We start from the raw sequence: 20,170 nt of genomic DNA, 5'->3' as shown, positions 1-20,170 counted from the left end.
ACGCAGGAAGGGGAAGGCCCTGCGCGGCGGTCCTGCAATGATCAGCCGGGATTTGATGGGGCGGGCGCATAAAGATCCAGCTTTTCGCTGGCCCCTTGCCCCATCGCCTTGGCCTGATCGCTGCGGATGCGCGCGTGCAGGTCCAGCGCCTCAGGAGCAAACAGCTCGGTCGGCTCAGGGATATGGATGAAATTTCCCACCCGGTCCTCGCCCCGCGCCAGAATGGCATAGTCGCGATCCGCCACTTTTTGCTGCGCATTGGGGTTGAGATAACGGATAGCCAGGCCAATTCGACGATCATCAGATACGTTCGGCCCTGACCCGTGAATGGTCAGCCCATGGTGCAGCGACATCTGGCCGGGCTGCAACTCGATATGGGTTTTGTCTTCCTCCGCGACATCGACTGCTACCTCTTGCCCACGCGACAGAAGGTTGTTGTCGGAAAACGTATCATTATGCGGCAGGATCGGGTTCTTGTGGCTGGCCTTCACGAAATCCATGCAGCCACTCTCAACCGTCGCAGGGGATAGGGCGATCCAGGCGGTCAACTGGTCCGAGGTTTCACCCATACCCCAATATGTCAGGTCCTGATGCATGCCCACCACTTGCGTCGTGCGCGGTTCCTTGATGAACAGCTCAGCCGACCACAACAGCAGGTCTGGGCCCAAAACACCTTCGACAACGTCCAAAACGCGCGGGTCCAACGCGATGCGAGTGGCAAATGGCATCACCACATGCGCGTTGATGCGTTTGTACATGTTCAGGGGTAGCGGCAGGTCAGCCTCGCGCCAGCTGGCCTCGACATCTTCCAACTCGGCACGGTACCCGGCGGCTTCTGCGGCAGAGAACACGGGGATCGGAAATATAAACCCATCATCCCAATAGGCCTCGGCACTTTGGCTGTCCAATCGGCCATTCGTCAGCTTGATTTCTTTGGGCATGGAAACCTCCACTCGACTGAATTTAGGTTCAGCCTAGGCGCGGCCCAGATCGGCGCGCAACGCTGTTTCCAGACATGAATGTCGCTTTCAGACCGTGCGGGGTTAATTTTCTCAGCCACTGGACAAGGTCCTGCTTCACGCTAGGGTCGCGCATTCAGGCAGCCAGAGGATCATCTCATGGAAAAATTCGGCAAAAGCCAGCCCATCAAACGGACCGAGGACCAGCGGTTTCTGACCGGGCAGGGACAATACATGGACGATTCTGTGCCCGAGAATGCGCTGTTCGCAGCATTCTTTCGCAGCCCGGTGGCGCATGCCACGATCACGTCGCTGGACCTTGAAGATGCACGTACAGCGGATGGGGTGCGCTTGGTCATGACGCTGGAAGATCTGACTGCTGCCGGGATCGATACGGTGATGAACGCGACTACAGTCGCCAACCGCGACGGCAGTCAAGGCGCTGCGTCCGAGCGGAACATGCTGGCCAAGGACCGCGTGCGTTTCGTCGGAGAACCCGTTGCGGTCGTCATTGCCGACTCGTTGTTACAGGCCCGCGATGCAGCCGAATTGATCTGGATGGAAACCGAGGACCTGCCGGTCAAGATGGATGTCGCTGCGGGTGGGGAACCTTTGCATCCACAAGCCCCCGACAACCGCGCCTTTGACTGGGGCTTGGGTGATGAGAAAGCGACCAATGCCGCCTTTCATGCAGCGGCGCGCACCGTCGCGCTGAACGTGCATGACAACCGGGTCATCGTGAGCTCGATCGAACCGCGTGGCTGTCAGGCCGATTGGTCGGGTGGCCGTATGCATTTCTCATATGGCGGGCAGGGTGTCTGGGGGATGAAAGCGCAACTGGCACAAAAGCTGAAACTGGACCCCGAGGCGATCCGCGTCACTACGCCAGATGTCGGCGGCGGATTTGGTATGAAGGCGATGCCTTATCCCGAATATTTCACCGTTGCTGTTGCTGCCATGAAACTGGGCCAGCCGGTGCACTGGATGTCGGACCGGTCCGAAGCGATGTTGTCCGATCACCACGGCCGCGACCTGACCTCACTGGCGGAGCTCGCCTTTGATGCCGATCACAAGATCACTGCTTACCGGGTCCACAGCAAGATCAACCTTGGCGCTTATAACAGCCATTTCGCGCAGGCGATCCAGACCAGCCTGTTCAGTAAGGTTTTGATGGGTGTCTACGATGTTCAGACCACCTACTTGCGGGTCGAAGGATTCTTCACCAACACCACGCAGGTCGACGCCTATCGCGGTGCCGGGCGACCCGAGGCGATCTATGTGCTGGAACGCGTCATGGACCGTGCTGCGCGTGAGTTGGGGATTGATCCGTGGGAGTTGCGGCGCAAGAATTTCATCCGACCCGAAGCCTTCCCCTATAAGACCGCAACCGGCGAAACCTATGATGTGGGTGAGTTCAACATGGTCCTCAGCCGCGCCGCCGAACAGACTACGGGCTTCGAGGCCCGCAAGGCGGCGGATGCGGAAAACGGCCTGATCCGGGGGCAGGGGCTTTGTTACTATATCGAAAGTATTTTGGGAGACCCTTCCGAAGGCGCGAAGATCGAGTTTTGCGAGGACGGAACGGTGAACCTCTATGTCGGCACTCAGTCCAATGGGCAAGGGCATGAGACCGTCTATGCCCAGTTCCTATCGGACCAGACAGGGATTCCTTCACACCTGATCAATGTTGTGCAAGGCGACACGGACAGGCTGGCGCAGGGCGGCGGGACTGGCGGTTCACGCTCGGTCACGACCCAAAGCAACGCGACACTGGTCACAGTTGATACGATGATCGCCGCATTCACGCCCTATCTTGCGGATAAGATGGGGGTCGAGGAAAGCGATGTGACCTTCGACCATGAAACCTTCCGCGCGCCGGGGTCCAACCTGACCCCCACGCTGACCGAGGCGGCCGAGATGGCGCGCGCGGACGGACGCACGGATCTGTTGCATCACGAAGCCCGCGCCACGCTAGATGCACGCAGCTATCCCAATGGTGCACATGTTGCCGAAGTCGTTATCGATTCTTTCACTGGTGAAACATGGGTCGACCGCTACACGGTGGTGGATGATTTCGGCAATCTTATCAACCCGATGCTGGCCGAGGGGCAGGTGCATGGCGGGGTAGTGCAGGGTATCGGTCAAGCACTGACCGAGCATGTTGTTCATGATGCCGAGGGGCAACTGCTCACGGCTTCGTTCATGGACTACGCCTTGCCCCGCGCTGCTGAGATACCCATGATAGAGTTTACCTCGGCGCCGGTTCCGTCAACCGCCAACCCGATGGGGATGAAAGGCTGTGGCGAGGCAGGCACCGTGGGCGCACTGGCCGCAGTGGCGAATGCGGTACAGGATGCGCTCTGGGATCACGGGGTGCGGCAGGCGGATATGCCTTTCACACCTCACAAAGTTTGGGAATTGTTGACGCATGGTTCTGTCGCGGCTGAGTAGAAAGGTACTGGGATGGCTCGGACGGCCTCTGCGGTCCGAGCACTCGGCCGAAACGCGCCACCGCGAACCTGTCAGCCATGTCATCATTCTTGACGGCACCATGTCGACGCTGGAAGCAGGGCGGGAAACCCACGCGGGCCAGACCCTGCGTCTGTGCTGCGAGATGGGCAGCCAGGTTTCGGTTTTCTACGAATCCGGCGTGCAGTGGGAAAGCTGGAAGTCGACTATGGACGTGATGATGGGGCGGGGTATCAACCGTCAGATTCGTCGGGCCTATGGTTATTTGGCTTCGCGTTACAAACCCGGTGATAAGATCTTTTTCATCGGCTATTCACGCGGCGCATACGGGGTCCGCAGCCTTGCGGGCGTGATCGATGCTATCGGGTTGCTCAAGGCCGAACACGCCACTGTCCGCAATATCAAACAGGCCTATCGACACTATGAATGTAACGCCAATGGCGAAGCGGCGGCGGTCTTTCGTCGGGAGTTCTGTCACGAAGATGTCGCCATCGAGATGGTCGGCGTCTGGGACACGGTCAAGGCGCTGGGCCTGCGCCTTCCGCTGCTCTGGCGCTGGGCCGAGGAACGCCATGCCTTCCACAACCACCAGCTTGGCCCGGCCACCCGCCACGGCTATCACGCCATGGCGCTGGACGAGACCCGCGAGGTGTTCGAGCCGGTGCTGTGGAAATGCACGCCTGACTTCAAAGGCCATATCGAGCAGGTTTGGTTCCGCGGCACCCACGGCGATGTTGGTGGCCAGCTGAACGGGTTCGAAGAGGCCCGCCCCCTCAGCAACATCTCCCTGATCTGGATGCTGGACAAGGCCGAGCTGCACGACCTGCCATTGCCCGAGGGCTGGCGCGACCGTTTCCCTACCGATCCGCATGCGCAATCCGTGGGCACATGGCGCGGCTGGGGTAAGATTTTCCTGCTACGCAAGCATCGAAAGGTGGGGCGCGACCGGTCAGAAAAGTTGCATGTCTCGGTCTCACCCGATGAACTGCCCGGCTGGGTTCCGATGCCGGATTTGCCGTCACATCCAGCGCAGTGAAAGGCTAGTCATATACCAGCGGTTCCAAGATCACCGGCACTTCAATGTCAGGTTCGAGCCCTTTTGCGCCATTCGTGCTTTCCAAGAAAAACTTCGTTTGCGCGCCATTTCCATGTTATTGTGCCACATTGGATACAATTATTTGGAGCCAAAGGTGCGAAAATTCCTTTCGATCATGACCGCGACCATTTCTGCTGCAATTCTCCTAGGCGCTTGTGCACCAACGGTAAAGCCCCCGAAGACAGTCAGATCAATCGATTTCAAAAATGTACCAGATCAGAAATTCATGGTTGGCGGACTTGGGGCCGGAAATCCCAAAATGGTTTCGGTACGCGATCTGACGGATCAGCAATTCAAAACTGTAATGAACTGTGGCGCGAGAGAGAACATTGCGAAATGTGCTAAGCGCCGCGGGGGTATTTGGGGCGGCCGTGCGTTCAAAAATAGTTTGTCCGGTATCACCGGCAGAGCTCTTCTTCGAACCGCGCAAGGAGGTAGAAACACGCAAAACAAATGGGATGTAAAAGTAAAGGGTCAGATCCTAGATGAATGCCTCCATACGAATATTCCGGGCTATCACTACAAAGATGGCAATTTGCGCCTATGCGTGATCATGCGCACAATCATAGCCAATGCTCAGAACGACAATGAGAAGGTCCGATACCAATATTTCCATATCGAGGCCACCTCCGCGATGGTCGATGAAAAGGACTTAACCAACGAGGACAACGTGTTCCCAGATGCGGCGCAGGCCACGGGCCTCGAAGTTTCGAAAGGCATGGCAGAAGGGTTTGACCGCAAACTATATGCGCATGGTGCAAATATCGAAATCGTTAATTATTGGGAAGCCAACGAGAAAGATGACAAGGATCCTATTGTATGGAGGGCTTATACGAAAACCTCGGGTGGTCCTTGGCGCATTAGGGATTACTTTAGGTCCAATCCGGATGCCTGTGTCGACATGATGTTCCCGGGACCAATTGTGCCTGAGAAGCTTGATTCTGACGCGGCCGCGGGAGTTCACTACTGTCTGGGCCGTTGCAAAAACCCGCCTGTCGTCAATACACGTTGAACGCGCTTTGCGCATCAATCGGCCGGTTCGTCCCGCACAGCCGGCGTTCCAGTCTAAAACACCCTCGCAGTTTTCAGCGAGGGTGTTTTCTTTGTAAAAGCTCGTTACGCCTTGTGTCGTTCCCGACTATGCAGCGCTTCCGGTAAGAGGCGTGGCGAAACGCCTGCGCCCTTTTCACGTTCTATAGTAAAGATTTAGGTTCTTGTGTTCCCAATCACCGCCGACGGTCGCGGCGCGAGCTCATCGGCTGGAACGCCACGCCCACATGCGCTTCGCAATAGGGTTTGCCTGCCTCGACGGGCAGGCCGCAGAACCAGAAATCCTCGGTCGCGGGGTCGCCGACAGGCCATTTGCAGGTCTTTTCGGTCAGCTCCATCAAAGACAGCTTCTTGGCCTTCTTTTCAATCTCGTTGACCTTGGCCAAAGCCTCGGGGCTGATCTCATTGGCCGACGGTTGCGGAGGCAGCGGCTGGCCGGCGGGTATGATCTGGCGACGGGCCGGGGTGACCGGTTTGGCCTCGGGGGCTGGTACCGGACGGGCCGGTTCGGTCTTGGGTGTCGGTTTCGGTTTGGCCTCGGCCTTGGGCGCTGGGGCCGGTTTTTCCTTAGGCTCGGCCTTTGCCGGGCTTGCACCGGTGGCGCGGTTCGACAGGCCCAGACGGTGAACCTTGCCGATCACCGCATTGCGGGTCACGCCGCCCAGTTCCTTGGCGATCTGGCTGGCCGACTGGCCCTCGCCCCACATCTTTTTCAGCAGCTCTACACGCTCGTCAGTCCAGGACATCATTTGCCTTTCAAAAGCGGAAAGCGGCCCCGGATTCGGGCCGCCTTGGGAAATCATCTCAGCGCCCTATTCTAAACACTGCGGCCCGAGTTACAAGCGGTCTTCGAATCAGGTATGGGGCAGAGCATGCATAATCTCATGGATCACGACGCACGCCGCTTTGGCGCGGTGAATTGGATGGGTCTCTATACACTGGCGCAGCGCGAAACCCTGCGCTTTCTGGCCGTGTGGACGCAGACCCTGCTGGCACCGCTGGTGACGGCAGGCCTGTTCCTGCTGATCTTCAACATTGCCATTGGTCCCAGCCGACCGGATGTGATGGGGGTGCCGTTTCTGACCTTTCTGGCACCGGGCATCATGATGATGACCGTGATTCAGAACGCCTTTGCCAATACATCGTCATCGATGGTGATCGCCAAGGTTCAGGGCAATATCGTCGATACGCTGATGCCGCCGCTATCGCCGCTGGAAATCCTGTTGGGTTATCTGGCCGGAGGCATCGCCCGCGGTATCCTGATCGCCCTTGTTGTCGCAATCGCTCTGGCGTTGGTTCTGGGCATCGTGCCGCAGAACCCGCTGATCGCACTGATATTCGTGGTTTTAGGTGGCGCGTTCATGGGCGCGCTTGGGCTTTTTGCCGGGATTTTTGCCAACAAGTTTGACCAGATGGCGGCGATCACCAACTTCATCGTCACGCCTTTGGCTTTCTTGTCCGGCACCTTCTATTCTGTGCAGGCGCTGCCGCCAGTGCTCAATCGGCTAAGCCATGCGAACCCGGTCTTCTATCTGATAGACGGGTTGCGCTATGGGATGATCGGCGTGTCCGACAGCTCTCCTTGGTTGGGCATGGCGATCTGCGCCAGCGCGACATTGTTGGTTGGAGGATTGACCTGGCAGATGTTGCGCACCGGCTACCGGCTCAAGGCCTGACGGTGTATCGCCTCGCGCCAGACCAGAATCAGACCTCCGGTCAGGATGATGGCCGAGCCGATCAGGCTGATCCCATCCGGTATCACCTTGAATACCGCGAAATCGTAGACGGCAGCGAAGATCAGGGTGGCGTAGCTGATCGGTGCCACAAAAGAGGCATCCGCCCGCGCCATTCCGTTGACGAAACAAGCCTGCGCACAGGCCATTAGCACACCAATCGAGGCCAGCGCCGCCCATTGCTGAGGCGTCGGCATCTGGAAAACGAAACTTACCGCGACTGTCGCAATGGTCAGACCCATCGCATTGTTGATCAGCAGAATCTGGATTGGTATTTCTCGGCCCGAGAGCTTTTTGATAAAGATCAGTTCCATCCCAATTATCACTGCTGCGGTCAGGGCCAGTAATGCAGCGGGTTGAAAGCTAGCGGGCGTCGGACGCAACAGAACCAAAGCACCGATCAAGGCCACGATGGCGGCCAACCAGCGCCACGGGCCGACACCTTCTTTCAGCAGCGGGATCGCCAACATCATGGCAAAGACCGGATTCAGGAACGAGATCGCCGTCGCATCCGCAATCGGTATGAAAGCAACGGATGCAAACATCAGCGTGATCCCCAGCCAGCCAAAGCTTGTCCGTCCGATATGCAGACCCCAATGCGGGCGGCTCAGGCGGGGGCGCATGATGCCGACGGCCGTCACGATTGCCAGAAAGGCAAACAGAAACCGTCCATGGCTGATCTGCATCGGATGCAGGGCGGGGCCAAGCACATCCGTCCCGAGTGCTTTCGCCAGCAATGTGGTCCCTGCGAGAAGGGCGCTGGCCGCAAGGATCAGCAGGGCCGCAAGGGCAGGATTCTGACGTATCGGTGTCATGGTTCAGCCGTGCGCCAGCGTCGGGTAAATGACAAGCGGTAAATCACGGTCTCAGAATGATTTTTGCCCCGATCGCAAAAACGGGGTTTTCAGACCCGGTGCACCCCGCTATACGGCCTCACATGATCAATACCGCACATATCCTGCGCCTCCGACGCCGACGCCTGACCGCATAACCGGCCCGTTTGATCCATTTGCGCTGTCCAAATCCGCGCAAACCCCACCAAATCAGTTGACGACCATGGCCCCAGTGTATCACTCACAGGGCTCAAGCTATTCGAAAAGGATGATCCGATGATCCCGTCCGTTCTGCCGACCTATAACCGCGCGCCCCTGACATTCGTGAAGGGCGAAGGCGCCTGGCTGACCGAGGCGGATGGCCGACGTTTTCTGGATCTGGGCGCGGGCATAGCGGTGAACGCGCTGGGTCATGCACATCCGGCGCTGGTGGCGGCCCTGACGGAACAGGCGCATGCGCTGTGGCATGTTTCAAACCTCTATAACATCCCGCAACAGCAGGCACTGGCGGACAAGCTGGTGGAACACACCTTTGCCGATACTGTGTTCTTCACCAATTCGGGCACCGAATCCTGCGAATTGGCCGTCAAAATGGCCCGCAAGTATTTCTATGACAAAGGTCAGCCCGAGAAGGTCGAGATCATCACTTTCGACGGCTCATTCCATGGCCGGTCATCGGCGGGTATCGCCGCCGCCGGGTCCGAGAAAATGACCAAAGGTTTCGGCCCGCTGCTGCCAGGCTTTGTCCATCTGACATTCGGAGACCTCGACGGTGTCACCAACGCTATCACCGACACCACGGCAGCCATCCTGATCGAACCGGTTCAGGGCGAAGGCGGCATCCGCCCAGTTCCGGATGCAGAGCTGAAAGCCTTGCGCCAGATTTGCGATGATAACGGCCTTTTGCTGATCCTCGATGAGGTCCAATGCGGCGTTGGGCGGACCGGCAAACTCTTTGCCCATGAATGGGCCGGCATCACGCCGGATATCATGATGGTCGCCAAAGGCATCGGCGGCGGTTTTCCTCTGGGTGCGGTTCTGGCCACCGAAGAGGCCGCCAGCGGCATGACGGCAGGCACCCACGGCTCGACCTATGGCGGCAACCCCTTGGGCTGCGCTGTAGGCTGCGCGGTGATCGATCAGGTCGCCACTCCGGCCTTCCTCGAAGGGGTGAATCGCAAGGCGGGCCTGCTGCGTCAGAAGCTCGAAGGCCTGATCGCGGACCACCCCGAAGTATTCGAGGAGGTGCGCGGCTCAGGTTTGATGCTTGGCCTGAAATGCAAACCCGCCAATATCGACGTGGTCAACGCTGGCTATGACAACGAGGTCATAACGGTCCCCGCCGCAGATAACGTGATCCGCCTGCTGCCGCCGCTGACCCTCACCGAGGATGACATCGCACAAGCCCTGATCCGCCTCGAGAAAACTGCGGCACAAGTCGAAAACGCAATGGCTTCGGCCTGAACTCGCCTGATTAAAAAGTGAATTAAAATGAACCACTTCCTTGATATCCACAAAACTGACGCAGGTGATCTGCGGAACATGATCGATCAGGCCAGCGCGATGAAACAGGCGCGCCTTGGGCGTCCCAAAGCCGCCCCCGACGACGAGCAGCCTCTGGCAGGCCGCATGGTTGCGCTGATCTTTGAAAAGCCATCAACGCGGACCCGCGTGTCCTTCGATGTTGGCGTGCGCCAAATGGGCGGGCAGACCATGGTACTGTCCGGCAAGGACATGCAGCTGGGCCATGGCGAGACCATCGCCGACACTGCACGGGTCCTGTCGCGCTATGTCGACATGATCATGATCCGAACCTTTGATGAAACCATCCTGACCGAGATGTCCGAATACTCGGACGTTCCCGTCATCAATGGTCTGACCGATCGTACACATCCCTGCCAAATCATGGCCGATGTGCTGACCTATGAAGAGCATCGCGGCCCCATCGCAGGAAAAAAGGTCGTTTGGACCGGCGACGGCAACAATGTCTGCGCTTCATTTCTGCATGCCGCCGGTCAATTCGGTTTCGACCTGACATTCACCGGCCCGGCGCAGCTGGACCCGGAAGAAGAATTCATGGGGCTTGCACGCCAGAAGGGCTCGAAAATCGTGATCGAACGGGACCCGCACAAAGCTGTTGAAGGGGCCGACCTCGTGGTCGCCGATACTTGGGTCTCAATGCACGATTCTCAATCCGCGAAGGAGCGCCGCCACAACATGCTGCGCCCCTATCAGGTCAACGCCGAGCTGATGTCGCATGCCAAGCCAGACGCGTTGTTCATGCACTGCCTGCCTGCGCACCGCGAAGAAGAGGCCACATCCGAGGTCATGGACGGCCCGAACTCGGTGATCTTTGACGAGGCCGAAAACCGCCTACATGCGCAAAAAGCCGTGATGCGCTGGTGTCTGGGCGTCTGAGGCCGACAGCAATCTGGGAGAGCCATAGATGGCTCTCTTAAATCTCGGAGCAACCAATGCCACACATCACTCTGGAATTCTCTGCCGGGCTCGAAAAAACTCATGATTTTCAAGCCATCTGTGAGCAGCTCTATTCCGAGCTCGCCGCGCATGAAGAATTCGATGCCCCAACATTCAAAATCCGTGCCACCTCGTTTCCGTATTTCCGCATCGGGACCGAACCGCAGACCTTCATTCATGCCACGCTCTTGTTGTTGCAAGGCCGAGATGGGGCAACGCGCGCCGAGTTGAACGCGATCATTCTGAATGTTCTGGCTGCGTCTGCGCCCACGGTCGGCAGCATCACCGTGCGGGATGTTGAAATAGATCGCGCGACCTATGCCAAACGCCTGTCAGCCTGACGCGGCCCCGGTATGCGTATGGGAGGACTAAACGCGTCGGGACACTTCCCAGACCCGTAATCTGGCGAGCGTAGCGACGCACGCCAGAACTACCAGCACACACAATGCGATCTTGGTCATGATCTCCATCGTGCCCTCAATCATCAGGGCGTGTACGACACTGCCCAGTATGGTCACCACTGCCAGTCCGGCGTGACCCAGACGCCAGAGCCGAAATCGCAGGTTCAGGCGTAGCCGCAGAACGCCCATCGTTGCTGCAGCAAAACCCGTCCACATCGCGATCACACCCCAGACGGAAAAGGGTGTGGCTGATACGAATAGAAGCGCGTCCACGACATCCGGCGGGCTCGTGATCCACAAACCGCCCACATGGATTACGATCGCTGCGACAAGGGCCAGACCGCACCGCCTGTGCCATAAGCGGCTGCGCACAGGTGAAAGCCCAGGCAACCAGCGTCCGGCCAGCAAGGGTTGCATCAGCAGAAGGCACATCCCGACGATGCCCGCAAACCCGGCTAGGATGTAGATCGGCTCGCGCCACGCCAGATAAGGGCTGAATGCTGCCGCGATAACCGGCACCAGAAGGGCGACAATCAACGCTGCCCAGATCAGTATGCGCCTCAACACGTATCAGGCAGGCTGCAAGACGAAATGCGCGGCAAGCGTTTTATCCTTCGCGCTCGACATCACCGGGCGTAGGAAAACCGTTTCGAATTCGCCGCTGTCATAGGCCAGATGCCCGTGCGGTTGGCCAAAGGCGGGCACGATTTGTGGCATCTCAAGCCGAAATTCACCGTTCGCATCCGTCAGCGTCGCCCCATGGCTGCGCTGGTCGCGCTCGTGCCCCTCGGTCGTATGCGCCCAGATCTGGATACGTTGGCCGGGCAAGGGGGCACCGTCGCCTGCGCGGCGCACGGTGCCGGTCATCCAGAAACCTCCGCCGCCGATGCGCTGCACAATAGGGGCGCCGGGGCGATAGTTGTTCGATCCGCCCCGCATGGACGGGGTCGGTGCAACGCCCTGCGCCCGCGCGGGCGTGGTCAGCCCGGCCGTGCCTAGCGCTGCAAAACAGCCCGCCGTAACCAACGCGCTGCGGCGGGTAAGAAGAACGTGCGACATCGAGAGGGCTCCTTTCGATAACGGGCATGGTGTCTGGCCTGACACTCAATCTAGCACGTTTGTTGCGAAAGCCGAGTTAAGCTGGTCTGAAGATCGGGTCATTTCATCACCGTCACGTGAGCGTTGCCGCCGTTTCCGCCCATCCTGCACTGTATATGTGCACTCATGCGCTATGCCCGACAATAAATCATACTATATTCCACATAATCAAACATATTGAAGCCCAAGCCAGATCCTGACCTAAGGGAGAGCGAGAATGAGCTGGAATCCGACCCATACACCCGACTGCCGGTCCGAGAACCCGGCGCTGGACAGCCTGATCATCCCCCGTGCCCGTGATCTGGGCGGGTTCGAGGTGCGCCGCGCGCTACCCTCGGTCAAACGGCAACTGGTCGGCCCCTTCATCTTCTTCGACCAAATGGGTCCGGCCGAATTTATCACCGAAGGCGGTATTGACGTACGGCCGCATCCCCATATCGGATTGGGTACCGTGACCTATTTATATCAGGGCGAGTTTGAACACCGCGACAGTCTCGGCACGCATCAGATGATCTATCCCGGCGAGGTCAACTGGATGGTTGCTGGGCGTGGCGTGACCCATTCCGAACGTACCAGTGACCAAACACGCGGCAAGAAACACAGCCTGTTTGGCATCCAGACCTGGATCGCCTTACCCGAAACGCACGAAGATATGGCTCCCGATTTCGAACACCACAAACAGGGCGCGTTGCCTCATATTCAGGATGCAGGCGTCAGCGCCCGCCTCATCCTGGGCTCGGCCTATGGCGAAACCAGCCCGGTCACCATGCTGTCCGAGACCTTTTATCTCGACGTCCAGCTCGAACCGGGTGCCTCCTTCCCGCTGCCCGACAATCACGAGGATCGCGGTGTCTATGTCACCACAGGCTCGGTCGAGATCGCAGGCGACAGCTTCGAGGCGGGTCGCATGATGGTCTTCCGCCCCGGCGATCACCTGTCCGTGAAGGCCGGACCACTGGGTGCGCGGCTGTTGTTGCTGGGTGGCGCGACCCTGAACGAAGATCGCTACATCTGGTGGAACTTCGTCTCCTCTTCGAAGGAGAAGATAGAAACCGCCACACGCGAATGGAAAACTGCCGACTGGGCGAACGGCGCCTTCCACCTGCCGCCCGGTGATGATCAGGAGTTCATTCCGATCTCGGAAGACCTCGAACGCACCCGACCCAGACGCGCCCGCGTCTGACCTCACGTCACGCTGGCTCCGTTGAACGATCCCGGCGATCCTTGGAGGCACAGCGGAGGTAAGCCATGAATATTGTCATCGCCGGTGCAGGCAGCATTGGCTGCTTTTGCGGCGCATTGCTGGCCGCAGCTGGACACAGCGTGACACTGCTGGGTCGCGCGCGGGTGCTGAACGCCATCCGGGGACAAGGGCTGACGGTGACAGATTTCTCGAACCTGCATCGTCACGTCGCCGCCGTACAACTCACGCTCAGCGAAGACCCTGCCTGTCTTGGGGATGCCGAGTTAGTCATCGTCACGGTAAAAACAGGCGCGACCGCCGAGATGGCAACGCTGATCGCCGCACACGCCACGGAAACGGCCCCGGTTCTGTCTTGGCAGAATGGGCTCGAGAACGCCCGCACCCTGCGCACCGCTCTTCCCGGACGCGACGTTCGGGCTGGAATGGTGCCCTTCAACGTGGTGCCGACGGGCCCGGCAACCTATCACCGCGCCACATCGGGCGAGATCGTCATCGAGCGTGGCTCCCGGTCTCTGGCTGAACGCCTAAGCGCCCCAGATCTACCCGTCAGCGAAAGCGACCAGATCGAGGCAGTGCAATGGGGTAAGCTGGTGATCAACCTCAACAATGCATTGAACGCATTGTCCGGCCTGACCTTGCAAAACCAACTGCTCGACCGAAACTGGCGTCGCCTGATGGCTGATCAGATGGCCGAGGCGCAGCGTGTTTTGAAAGTCGCCGAGATCGAGGCCACCTCCACAACGCCACTACCCGCATGGATGACACCGCACATTCTACGTCTGCCAACGCCAATTTTTACACGAATTGCGGCAAAAATGCTGACCATCGACCCAAACGCGCGCACCTCGATGGCTTATGATCTGACGGCGAGTCGCCCGACCGAAATCGACAGTCTACAGGGCGAAATCATCAAACTCGGCCAACAGTACGCGATCCCAACCCCGATCAATAGCCGAGTCTCTCAACTCATCCACCAATCACCGGACACGCCGCTCACAGTCGACCAGATCATAACCTGATCCGTCTCTTCATCTGGCCCAAAATACCTCGGAGCGCGAGGCAGAGCCTCGCAAAATCCGATCAAGCGAACGCAGTCAAAACCCAGAAAATTAGCGCCGACATCACTGCCGCTGCCGGTACCGTGATCACCCAGGCCGCCACGATGGTCATGAAATGCGACCGCCGCACCAGCTTGCGCCGCCGCCGTTCCTCGCGCGCCAGTCGCAGCTCTGCCGGTCGCTGGCGGTTCGAGTATTTCCACCGCCGTTCTGCATGCCACTCCCGATAGAAGCCAACACCAAAGACGGCCCCAACCGCGATATGAGTCGAACTGACCGGCAGACCCAGCCAACTGGCGACGATGACCGTGATCGCCGCCGATAGCGCGACACAGAACGCCCGCATCGGGTTCAGCTTGGTGATCTGGCTGCCGACCATACGGATCAGCTTGGGACCGAACAGGAATAGGCCGAACGAGATGCCAAACGCGCCGATCACCATGACCCATGTCGGGATCGAGACTTTCGTGGCAAAATCTCCGAACTCGGCCGCATGCACGATCGCCGCCAGTGGACCCACCGCATTGGCCACATCATTGGCCCCATGCGCAAAGCTCAGAAATGTGGCCGAAATCACCAGAGGCAGGCCAAACAACGTCTTCAACGACCGGGTCCGGTTCTCCAACCCTTCAGACTTGCGCTTGACCCACGGTACCGTCGCAGCCCAGACCAGGCCGCCAAAGGTCAGGCCGATCAAAAGGGCAAATTGAAGATCAATTTTGACGATCCGCTTCAGGCCTTTGACCGACAAGTAGGTGGCAAACGCCCCTGCCATCACGGCAACCAGAATGGGCACCCAGCGCCGCGCTGCCGCGATCTTGTCGTCCTGATACTGGATCTTGTGTTTGATCAATGCCAGAAAGGCGGCTGCAATCATCCCGCCCAAAACGGGTGAGATCACCCAACTGGCGGCAATCGCGCTCATCGTGCCCCAGCTCACCGCACTTAGGCCCGCCGCAGCAATGCCGGCACCCATCACGCCGCCGACCACCGAATGCGTGGTCGAAACCGGTGCCCCGACCCAGGTAGCCAGATTGACCCACAGTGCGGACGATATCAGGGCCGCCATCATCGCCCAGATGAACACATTGCTGTTCTGCACCGACATCGGATCGATGATGCCCTTAGAGATGGTCGAAACCACATCCCCCCCTGCCAGCAATGCGCCTGCGCTTTCTGCGATGGCGGCAATCAGGATGGCTCCGCCCATGGTCAGAGCATTGGCCCCCACTGCCGGGCCCATATTGTTGGCCACGTCGTTGGCACCGATATTGATCGCCATGTAAGCGCCGAATGCCGCAGCTGCGACAACGATCACGCCACCATCGGCCCGTCCGAACAGAAGCGCCGCAGCCAAACCTGCCAGCGCGATAAAGGCCAGTGCAATTCCGGGGGCCAACAGAGGACGCGATACTTGGGCATTGGCGTGCTCAACGCGCGAGATACGCTGTAGGTCACGGTCCAGTGCGTGCCAACGGGCTTTGGTGGGGTGGTCTGACATCGGTTCACAACGGCTGTTTTGAATGATGCCCGCCGCTAAACGGTTCCAATGGGCGCGGCAACCTTTGTCATCAGTTTTTTACAATATTGTTACAATTGCAGTAGCAAGTCGCGCAATTCCGGCTCTTGCACGCGTTCGGCGGCCACCTTCGGGGACACCCAGCAGCGCTTACGCTGATCGGATTCCGGGAATACATCCGCCAGTCCGGTCACCTCGATCCGATAAACGCTGGTGATAACCGGCAACGCCGTGCCGTCATCCAACCTTTTGTCGTAAGAGTAATGACCAACGGGATCTTTCTGCACCTCAGTCGCGCGCACTCCAGCCTCTTCCCAGGCTTCCCGCAATGCGGTTTCCGGCCCGTTGAGCCCATCAATGGGCCAGCCTTTGGGGATAATCCAGCGTCCGGTGCCCCGACTGGTGATCAACAGAACGTCGTCACCGGGACCTGCCTTGCGGGTGCACAACGCAGCAACCTGCACCCGGCTTGGGCGCTGGATCAGCGGTCGCGCGACCTCTTCCCAGATGTTGCGTATCCATGTCGTCATGTCAGGCCTGCTCGGGCGTATTCTTTTTGTAATTCGAAGAAGTTACATAATCATGTATTGCTGAGTTAACAATACCGCCCTCGGATAACCGCAAAATATGGCCTGAACTTTCAGTGTTTCGTGTATTTTTGCAGCAATTTGTGCGCTTTGCACTGTTTCCGCCAATGAGGCTTATCAACGCCCACCTGATCAACTCAGCCTTTGCGCCGCTTCGCGCGCAGCGTCGGATCCGCCTGAGTTGGATCTTCGGGCCAGGGATGTTTTGGGTACTGCGCCCGCATGTCCTTGCGCACATCCGCATAAGACCCGGCCCAGAATCCGGGCAGGTCACGGGTGATCTGGATCGGTCGCTGGGCCGGTGACAGCAGCGTGATCTTCAAAGGCTCGCCCCCAACCACCGGATGTTGCGTAACGCCGAATACCTCTTGTAGCCGAACCGAGATTTCGGGCACCGCACCGCCATAGTCAATTGGCAGCTTGCGGCCCAACGGAGTCACAAACGAGCCCGGCGCCCGCCGATCCAGTTCATGCATCTGGTCCCAGTCCAGCCGGTCACGCAGCGCGGGCAGCAGGTCGAACCGCTTCCAGTCATCGGCATTGCGCACGCCCGAGAGCATCGGCAGCAGCCAGTCTTCCAGCGTATCCATCAGCCCGGTTTCCGAGAAGTCCGGCAGATCAGCGCCTTCCGCGCGGATCAACTCGACCCGAGCGGCCAATCGCGCTGCGGCCCCGGTCAGCCGCACACCCAGATCGCGCACCCCGTCCAACATCGCCTGCGCCAATGCATCCCCGGGGACATCTTTCCAGATGCGGTCGTCCAGCGTGATCGCTCCGAACCGCTCTTGCCTGCGCGCCACCACACGGCGTTCGCGTTTCGACCAGTCGCAGCTGTCGACCCACGCGATCTGATCGCCGAATAGATCGCGAATTTCTCCATCGGAAATCTGCGCTGCCATGCGCACGCGCGCTTCACGCGGGTTCCCATCCGTATCCGTCACCACAAGATAGGGTGCACCCGCCAACGTATCACCGGCTTCCAGCACGACGCCTTTGCCACCCGACAGGACATAACGCGGGACATCTCCCTTGCGTCGCTGTCCGATGCGATCGGGATAGGCCAGCGCCGCCATCGCTGCCGGGCTCAGACCGCCCGCATCCTTAGATTGCGCGCGCAACCGTTTTGCTTCGCCCTTGATCCGATCCAGCGCGCCCATGTTGACCTGCCAGACCCGATTGCGCTGAAACGCGCGCACGTCCCGCAGCACCTCAAGCCTCAAAGACAGATCGACCGGCGCGCCCCGCAGCGGATCGCGTTCCGCCATCAGCGCCGCCAGTGTCGCGGCCTCAGGTCCCGCGTGCAGCAGCATGTGCCCCAGCCGAGGATGCAGCGGCAGCGCCGCCAGCGCCCGCCCATGTTCGGTGATCCTACCTTTGCCATCCAGGGCACCCAGCATCGCCAGCAACGCGCGCGCCTCAGCCAGCGTGCCTTCGGGCGGCGCGGTCAGAAATGCAAGATCACCCGGTTCTGCGCCCCAGAGCGACAATTCTAACGCCAGCCCGGTCAGATCGGCAGCCTCGATTTCGGCAGGCGGGTAGGCGACCAGTGCACCTTCTTCGCCCTTGGACCACAACCGATAGCAGACACCTTCGGCCACACGCCCCGCACGGCCTGTGCGCTGCGTCGCTTCGGCCCGCGTCACCCGCTCGGTCACCAGCCGCGACATGCCTGATCCGGGATCGAACCGCGCCCGCCGGGCTTGCCCCATATCGACCACCACTCGGATTTCGGGAATAGTCAACGAGGTTTCGGCAATCGACGTCGCCAGAACCACCTTGCGACCTTGCTTAACCGGCGCAATCGCCGCGCGCTGGGCGGCAAAGGGCAGTGCTCCGAACAAAGGCCGCACTGAACAGGTGTCGGGTAGACGGCTGGCCAAAGCCGCCTCGGCCCGCCGAATTTCACCTTCACCGGGCAGGAACACCAGCATGCCCCCTTTGGTTTCCCGTTCGGCTCGCACCACCAGATCGATCAGCGCATCCAGTCGTCGCGCCTGCGGCCCCAAAGGCCGGTCCAACCAGCGGGTCTCGACCGGATAGCTGCGCCCTTCGGATGTCACCAGAGGCGCGTTCATCAGCTGGCCCACCGGTTCAGCATCCAGCGTCGCGGACATCGCCAGCAAGATCAGGTCATCGCGCAACGCTCCAGTCACTTCAAGGCACAGTGCAAGCCCAAGATCGGCGTTCAGGGACCGTTCGTGGAATTCATCGAATATCACCGCACCCACGCGGGGCAGATCGGGTTCGGATTGCAGCATCCGTGTCAGGATACCTTCGGTCACAACCTCGATGCGCGTCGCCTTTGAAACTTTCACGTCTCCACGGACACGATAGCCCACGGTCTGGCCCACGGGTTCACCCAGCGTCTCGGCCATGCGTTCGGCGGCGGCACGGGCGGCCAGCCGCCGGGGTTCCAGCATGACGATCCGGCCCTCGCACAGACCGGCCTGCAGCATCTCAAGCGGCACGCGGGTTGTCTTGCCCGCACCCGGCGGCGCCTGCAGCACCGCGCGCCCATGCGTTCGCAAGGCGTTCAGAAGATCGGGAATGGCGTCATCAATGGGCAACCGGGTCATATCGCCTTATCGCCAAAGCCTCGGCCAAGGTCCAGCGTCGCCAAACTGGGCTCCGGTTGGGGCTGGACAAACCGGGTCATCCCCCCTCATCTAGGGCAAATTCCAGCCGGGGACTTACCGATGAACATTGCCGAGCTTGGCGACAGGATCTTGAACGGAGAGCGCAGGGCATTGGCCCGTGCGATCACACTGGTCGAAAGCGGGCGTGAAGATCATCGAGCGCAGGCAACCGCGCTGCTGGATCAATTGAGCGGCGCCGGACGCCAGGCGTTGCGGATCGGCCTGTCGGGCACGCCGGGTGTGGGCAAATCGACCTTTATCGAAAGCTTCGGCATGATGCTGACGGGGCAGGGGCTGCGTGTTGCGGTTCTTGCAGTTGACCCCAGCTCGGCCCGTTCGGGGGGCTCGATCCTGGGCGATAAGACCCGCATGGAAAGACTGAGCCGCGAGAAAGACGCCTTTATCCGCCCGTCCCCCAGCCAGAGCCATCTTGGTGGCGTGGCGCGCCGCACACGCGAAGCGATTGCACTTTGTGAGGCGGCTGGTTTTGACGTCGTGCTGATTGAAACCGTGGGTGTGGGCCAATCGGAAACCGTTGTGGCCGAGATGTCTGACCTGTTCCTGCTGCTGCTGGCCCCGGCGGGCGGAGATGAGTTGCAGGGCGTCAAGCGCGGCATCATGGAGATGGCCGACATGATCCTGATCAACAAGGCCGATGGCGACCTGAAAGCGACTGCCACCCGCACCTGCGCCGATTACGCGGGCGCGCTGCGTCTGCTGCGCAAACGCCCGCAGGACCCCGAAGGGTTTCCCAAGGCCATGACCGTTTCAGCGGTTGAAGAGCATGGGCTGGAACAGGCCTGGGACGAGATGCAGGCCCTGACAACCTGGCGGCGCGAAGCCGGGCATTGGGTATCGAACCGCGCCACACAGGCACAATACTGGTTCGAGCAAGAGGTACGCCACGCATTGCTTGCGCGTCTCGAAACGCCACAGATGCGCAGTCGGATGAGCGATCTTGGCGCTCAGGTCAGTGCGGGCCACCTCAGCCCATCGGCGGCGGCCGAACAAATCCTCTCCGGGCTGTCCGACGCGTAACGCTCTGGCGT

At 59.8% G+C, this 20,170-nt stretch carries 18 protein-coding genes; 10 read left to right on the top strand and 8 right to left on the bottom strand.

Annotated features, from left to right (window positions below; all coding sequences use genetic code 11):
• Positions 1-41 precede the first annotated feature (41 nt).
• On the bottom strand, positions 42-941 hold the full coding sequence (locus tag ACR0L9_RS12995) for a phytanoyl-CoA dioxygenase family protein (protein WP_170404230.1): 900 nt from the start codon (positions 939-941) through the stop codon (positions 42-44).
• Between the two features lie 177 nt (positions 942-1,118).
• Between ACR0L9_RS12995 and ACR0L9_RS12990 the strand changes: the two genes are divergently transcribed.
• The 3 genes from ACR0L9_RS12990 (at position 1,119) to ACR0L9_RS12980 (ending at position 5,536) form a co-directional block, all read left to right on the top strand.
• Complete coding sequence (locus ACR0L9_RS12990; protein ID WP_480895822.1) at positions 1,119-3,410, top strand: xanthine dehydrogenase family protein molybdopterin-binding subunit; 2,292 nt, start codon at positions 1,119-1,121, stop codon at positions 3,408-3,410.
• Positions 3,388-4,464 carry a DUF2235 domain-containing protein gene (locus tag ACR0L9_RS12985; protein ID WP_480895821.1) on the top strand — a complete coding sequence of 359 codons (1,077 nt, stop codon included), beginning with the start codon at positions 3,388-3,390 and terminating at the stop codon, positions 4,462-4,464. Before ACR0L9_RS12990 ends, ACR0L9_RS12985 begins: the two co-directional genes overlap by 23 nt.
• A gap of 175 nt (positions 4,465-4,639) precedes the next feature.
• Positions 4,640-5,536, top strand: coding sequence for a hypothetical protein (locus tag ACR0L9_RS12980; protein ID WP_170799870.1), 897 nt, complete (start codon positions 4,640-4,642; stop codon positions 5,534-5,536).
• A 214-nt stretch (positions 5,537-5,750) separates the two neighbouring features.
• Here ACR0L9_RS12980 and ACR0L9_RS12975 read toward each other — a convergent pair whose 3' ends face one another.
• Entirely contained in the window at positions 5,751-6,320 is a 570-nt protein-coding gene (locus tag ACR0L9_RS12975; protein ID WP_170397240.1) for a GcrA family cell cycle regulator, read from the bottom strand.
• Between the two features lie 126 nt (positions 6,321-6,446).
• Here ACR0L9_RS12975 and ACR0L9_RS12970 point away from each other — a divergent pair, with 126 nt between their 5' ends.
• Positions 6,447-7,250 carry an ABC transporter permease gene (locus ACR0L9_RS12970; RefSeq protein ID WP_170397238.1) on the top strand — a complete coding sequence of 268 codons (804 nt, stop codon included), beginning with the start codon at positions 6,447-6,449 and terminating at the stop codon, positions 7,248-7,250.
• Here the strand turns inward: ACR0L9_RS12970 and ACR0L9_RS12965 are convergent.
• Entirely contained in the window at positions 7,232-8,122 is an 891-nt protein-coding gene (locus ACR0L9_RS12965; protein WP_480895820.1) for a DMT family transporter, read from the bottom strand. The two genes, ACR0L9_RS12970 and ACR0L9_RS12965, sit on opposite strands and share 19 nt — an antisense overlap.
• Positions 8,123-8,416: 294 nt before the next feature.
• Here ACR0L9_RS12965 and ACR0L9_RS12960 point away from each other — a divergent pair, with 294 nt between their 5' ends.
• From ACR0L9_RS12960 to ACR0L9_RS12950, 3 genes are read left to right on the top strand one after another with little or no spacing between them, the layout of a single operon-like run.
• Positions 8,417-9,604: an aspartate aminotransferase family protein gene (locus ACR0L9_RS12960; RefSeq protein WP_170404221.1), complete on the top strand. Its 1,188-nt coding sequence runs from the start codon at positions 8,417-8,419 to the stop codon at positions 9,602-9,604.
• A 27-nt stretch (positions 9,605-9,631) separates the two neighbouring features.
• Positions 9,632-10,558: an ornithine carbamoyltransferase gene (gene argF, locus ACR0L9_RS12955; RefSeq protein WP_170404219.1), complete on the top strand. Its 927-nt coding sequence runs from the start codon at positions 9,632-9,634 to the stop codon at positions 10,556-10,558.
• 56 nt (positions 10,559-10,614) lie between these two features.
• Positions 10,615-10,959, top strand: a complete 345-nt coding sequence (locus ACR0L9_RS12950) for a 5-carboxymethyl-2-hydroxymuconate Delta-isomerase (protein WP_480895819.1) — start codon at positions 10,615-10,617, stop codon at positions 10,957-10,959.
• Positions 10,960-10,986: 27 nt separating this feature from the next.
• Here ACR0L9_RS12950 and ACR0L9_RS12945 read toward each other — a convergent pair whose 3' ends face one another.
• Together ACR0L9_RS12945 and ACR0L9_RS12940 are read right to left on the bottom strand one after the other, a co-directional pair.
• Positions 10,987-11,583, bottom strand: coding sequence for a ferric reductase-like transmembrane domain-containing protein (locus tag ACR0L9_RS12945; protein ID WP_480503800.1), 597 nt, complete (start codon positions 11,581-11,583; stop codon positions 10,987-10,989).
• A gap of 6 nt (positions 11,584-11,589) precedes the next feature.
• Positions 11,590-12,078, bottom strand: a complete 489-nt coding sequence (locus ACR0L9_RS12940; protein ID WP_170397223.1) for a peptidase associated/transthyretin-like domain-containing protein — start codon at positions 12,076-12,078, stop codon at positions 11,590-11,592.
• A 256-nt stretch (positions 12,079-12,334) separates the two neighbouring features.
• Here ACR0L9_RS12940 and ACR0L9_RS12935 point away from each other — a divergent pair, with 256 nt between their 5' ends.
• On the top strand, positions 12,335-13,300 hold the full coding sequence (locus tag ACR0L9_RS12935) for a pirin family protein (protein ID WP_170424227.1): 966 nt from the start codon (positions 12,335-12,337) through the stop codon (positions 13,298-13,300).
• A 65-nt stretch (positions 13,301-13,365) separates the two neighbouring features.
• Positions 13,366-14,340: a 2-dehydropantoate 2-reductase gene (locus ACR0L9_RS12930; protein WP_480895818.1), complete on the top strand. Its 975-nt coding sequence runs from the start codon at positions 13,366-13,368 to the stop codon at positions 14,338-14,340.
• Between the two features lie 61 nt (positions 14,341-14,401).
• Here ACR0L9_RS12930 and ACR0L9_RS12925 read toward each other — a convergent pair whose 3' ends face one another.
• From ACR0L9_RS12925 to hrpB, 3 genes are all read right to left on the bottom strand, one after another.
• A complete protein-coding gene (locus ACR0L9_RS12925; protein ID WP_170397220.1) occupies positions 14,402-15,880 on the bottom strand; it encodes an inorganic phosphate transporter in 1,479 nt (492 codons plus the stop codon).
• A gap of 89 nt (positions 15,881-15,969) precedes the next feature.
• On the bottom strand, positions 15,970-16,428 hold the full coding sequence (locus ACR0L9_RS12920; RefSeq protein WP_170511319.1) for an NUDIX hydrolase: 459 nt from the start codon (positions 16,426-16,428) through the stop codon (positions 15,970-15,972).
• Between the two features lie 194 nt (positions 16,429-16,622).
• On the bottom strand, positions 16,623-19,061 hold the full coding sequence (hrpB, locus tag ACR0L9_RS12915; RefSeq protein ID WP_480895817.1) for an ATP-dependent helicase HrpB: 2,439 nt from the start codon (positions 19,059-19,061) through the stop codon (positions 16,623-16,625).
• Positions 19,062-19,181: 120 nt separating this feature from the next.
• Between hrpB and meaB the strand changes: the two genes are divergently transcribed.
• Positions 19,182-20,159 carry a methylmalonyl Co-A mutase-associated GTPase MeaB gene (gene meaB, locus ACR0L9_RS12910; protein ID WP_170404199.1) on the top strand — a complete coding sequence of 326 codons (978 nt, stop codon included), beginning with the start codon at positions 19,182-19,184 and terminating at the stop codon, positions 20,157-20,159.
• Positions 20,160-20,170: the final 11 nt, after the last annotated feature.

This window comes from Ruegeria sp. I3, assembly GCF_056532525.1.
The sequence above is the reverse complement of the archived record's forward strand: the minus strand, read 5'-3'. Positions and strand labels throughout refer to the sequence as shown.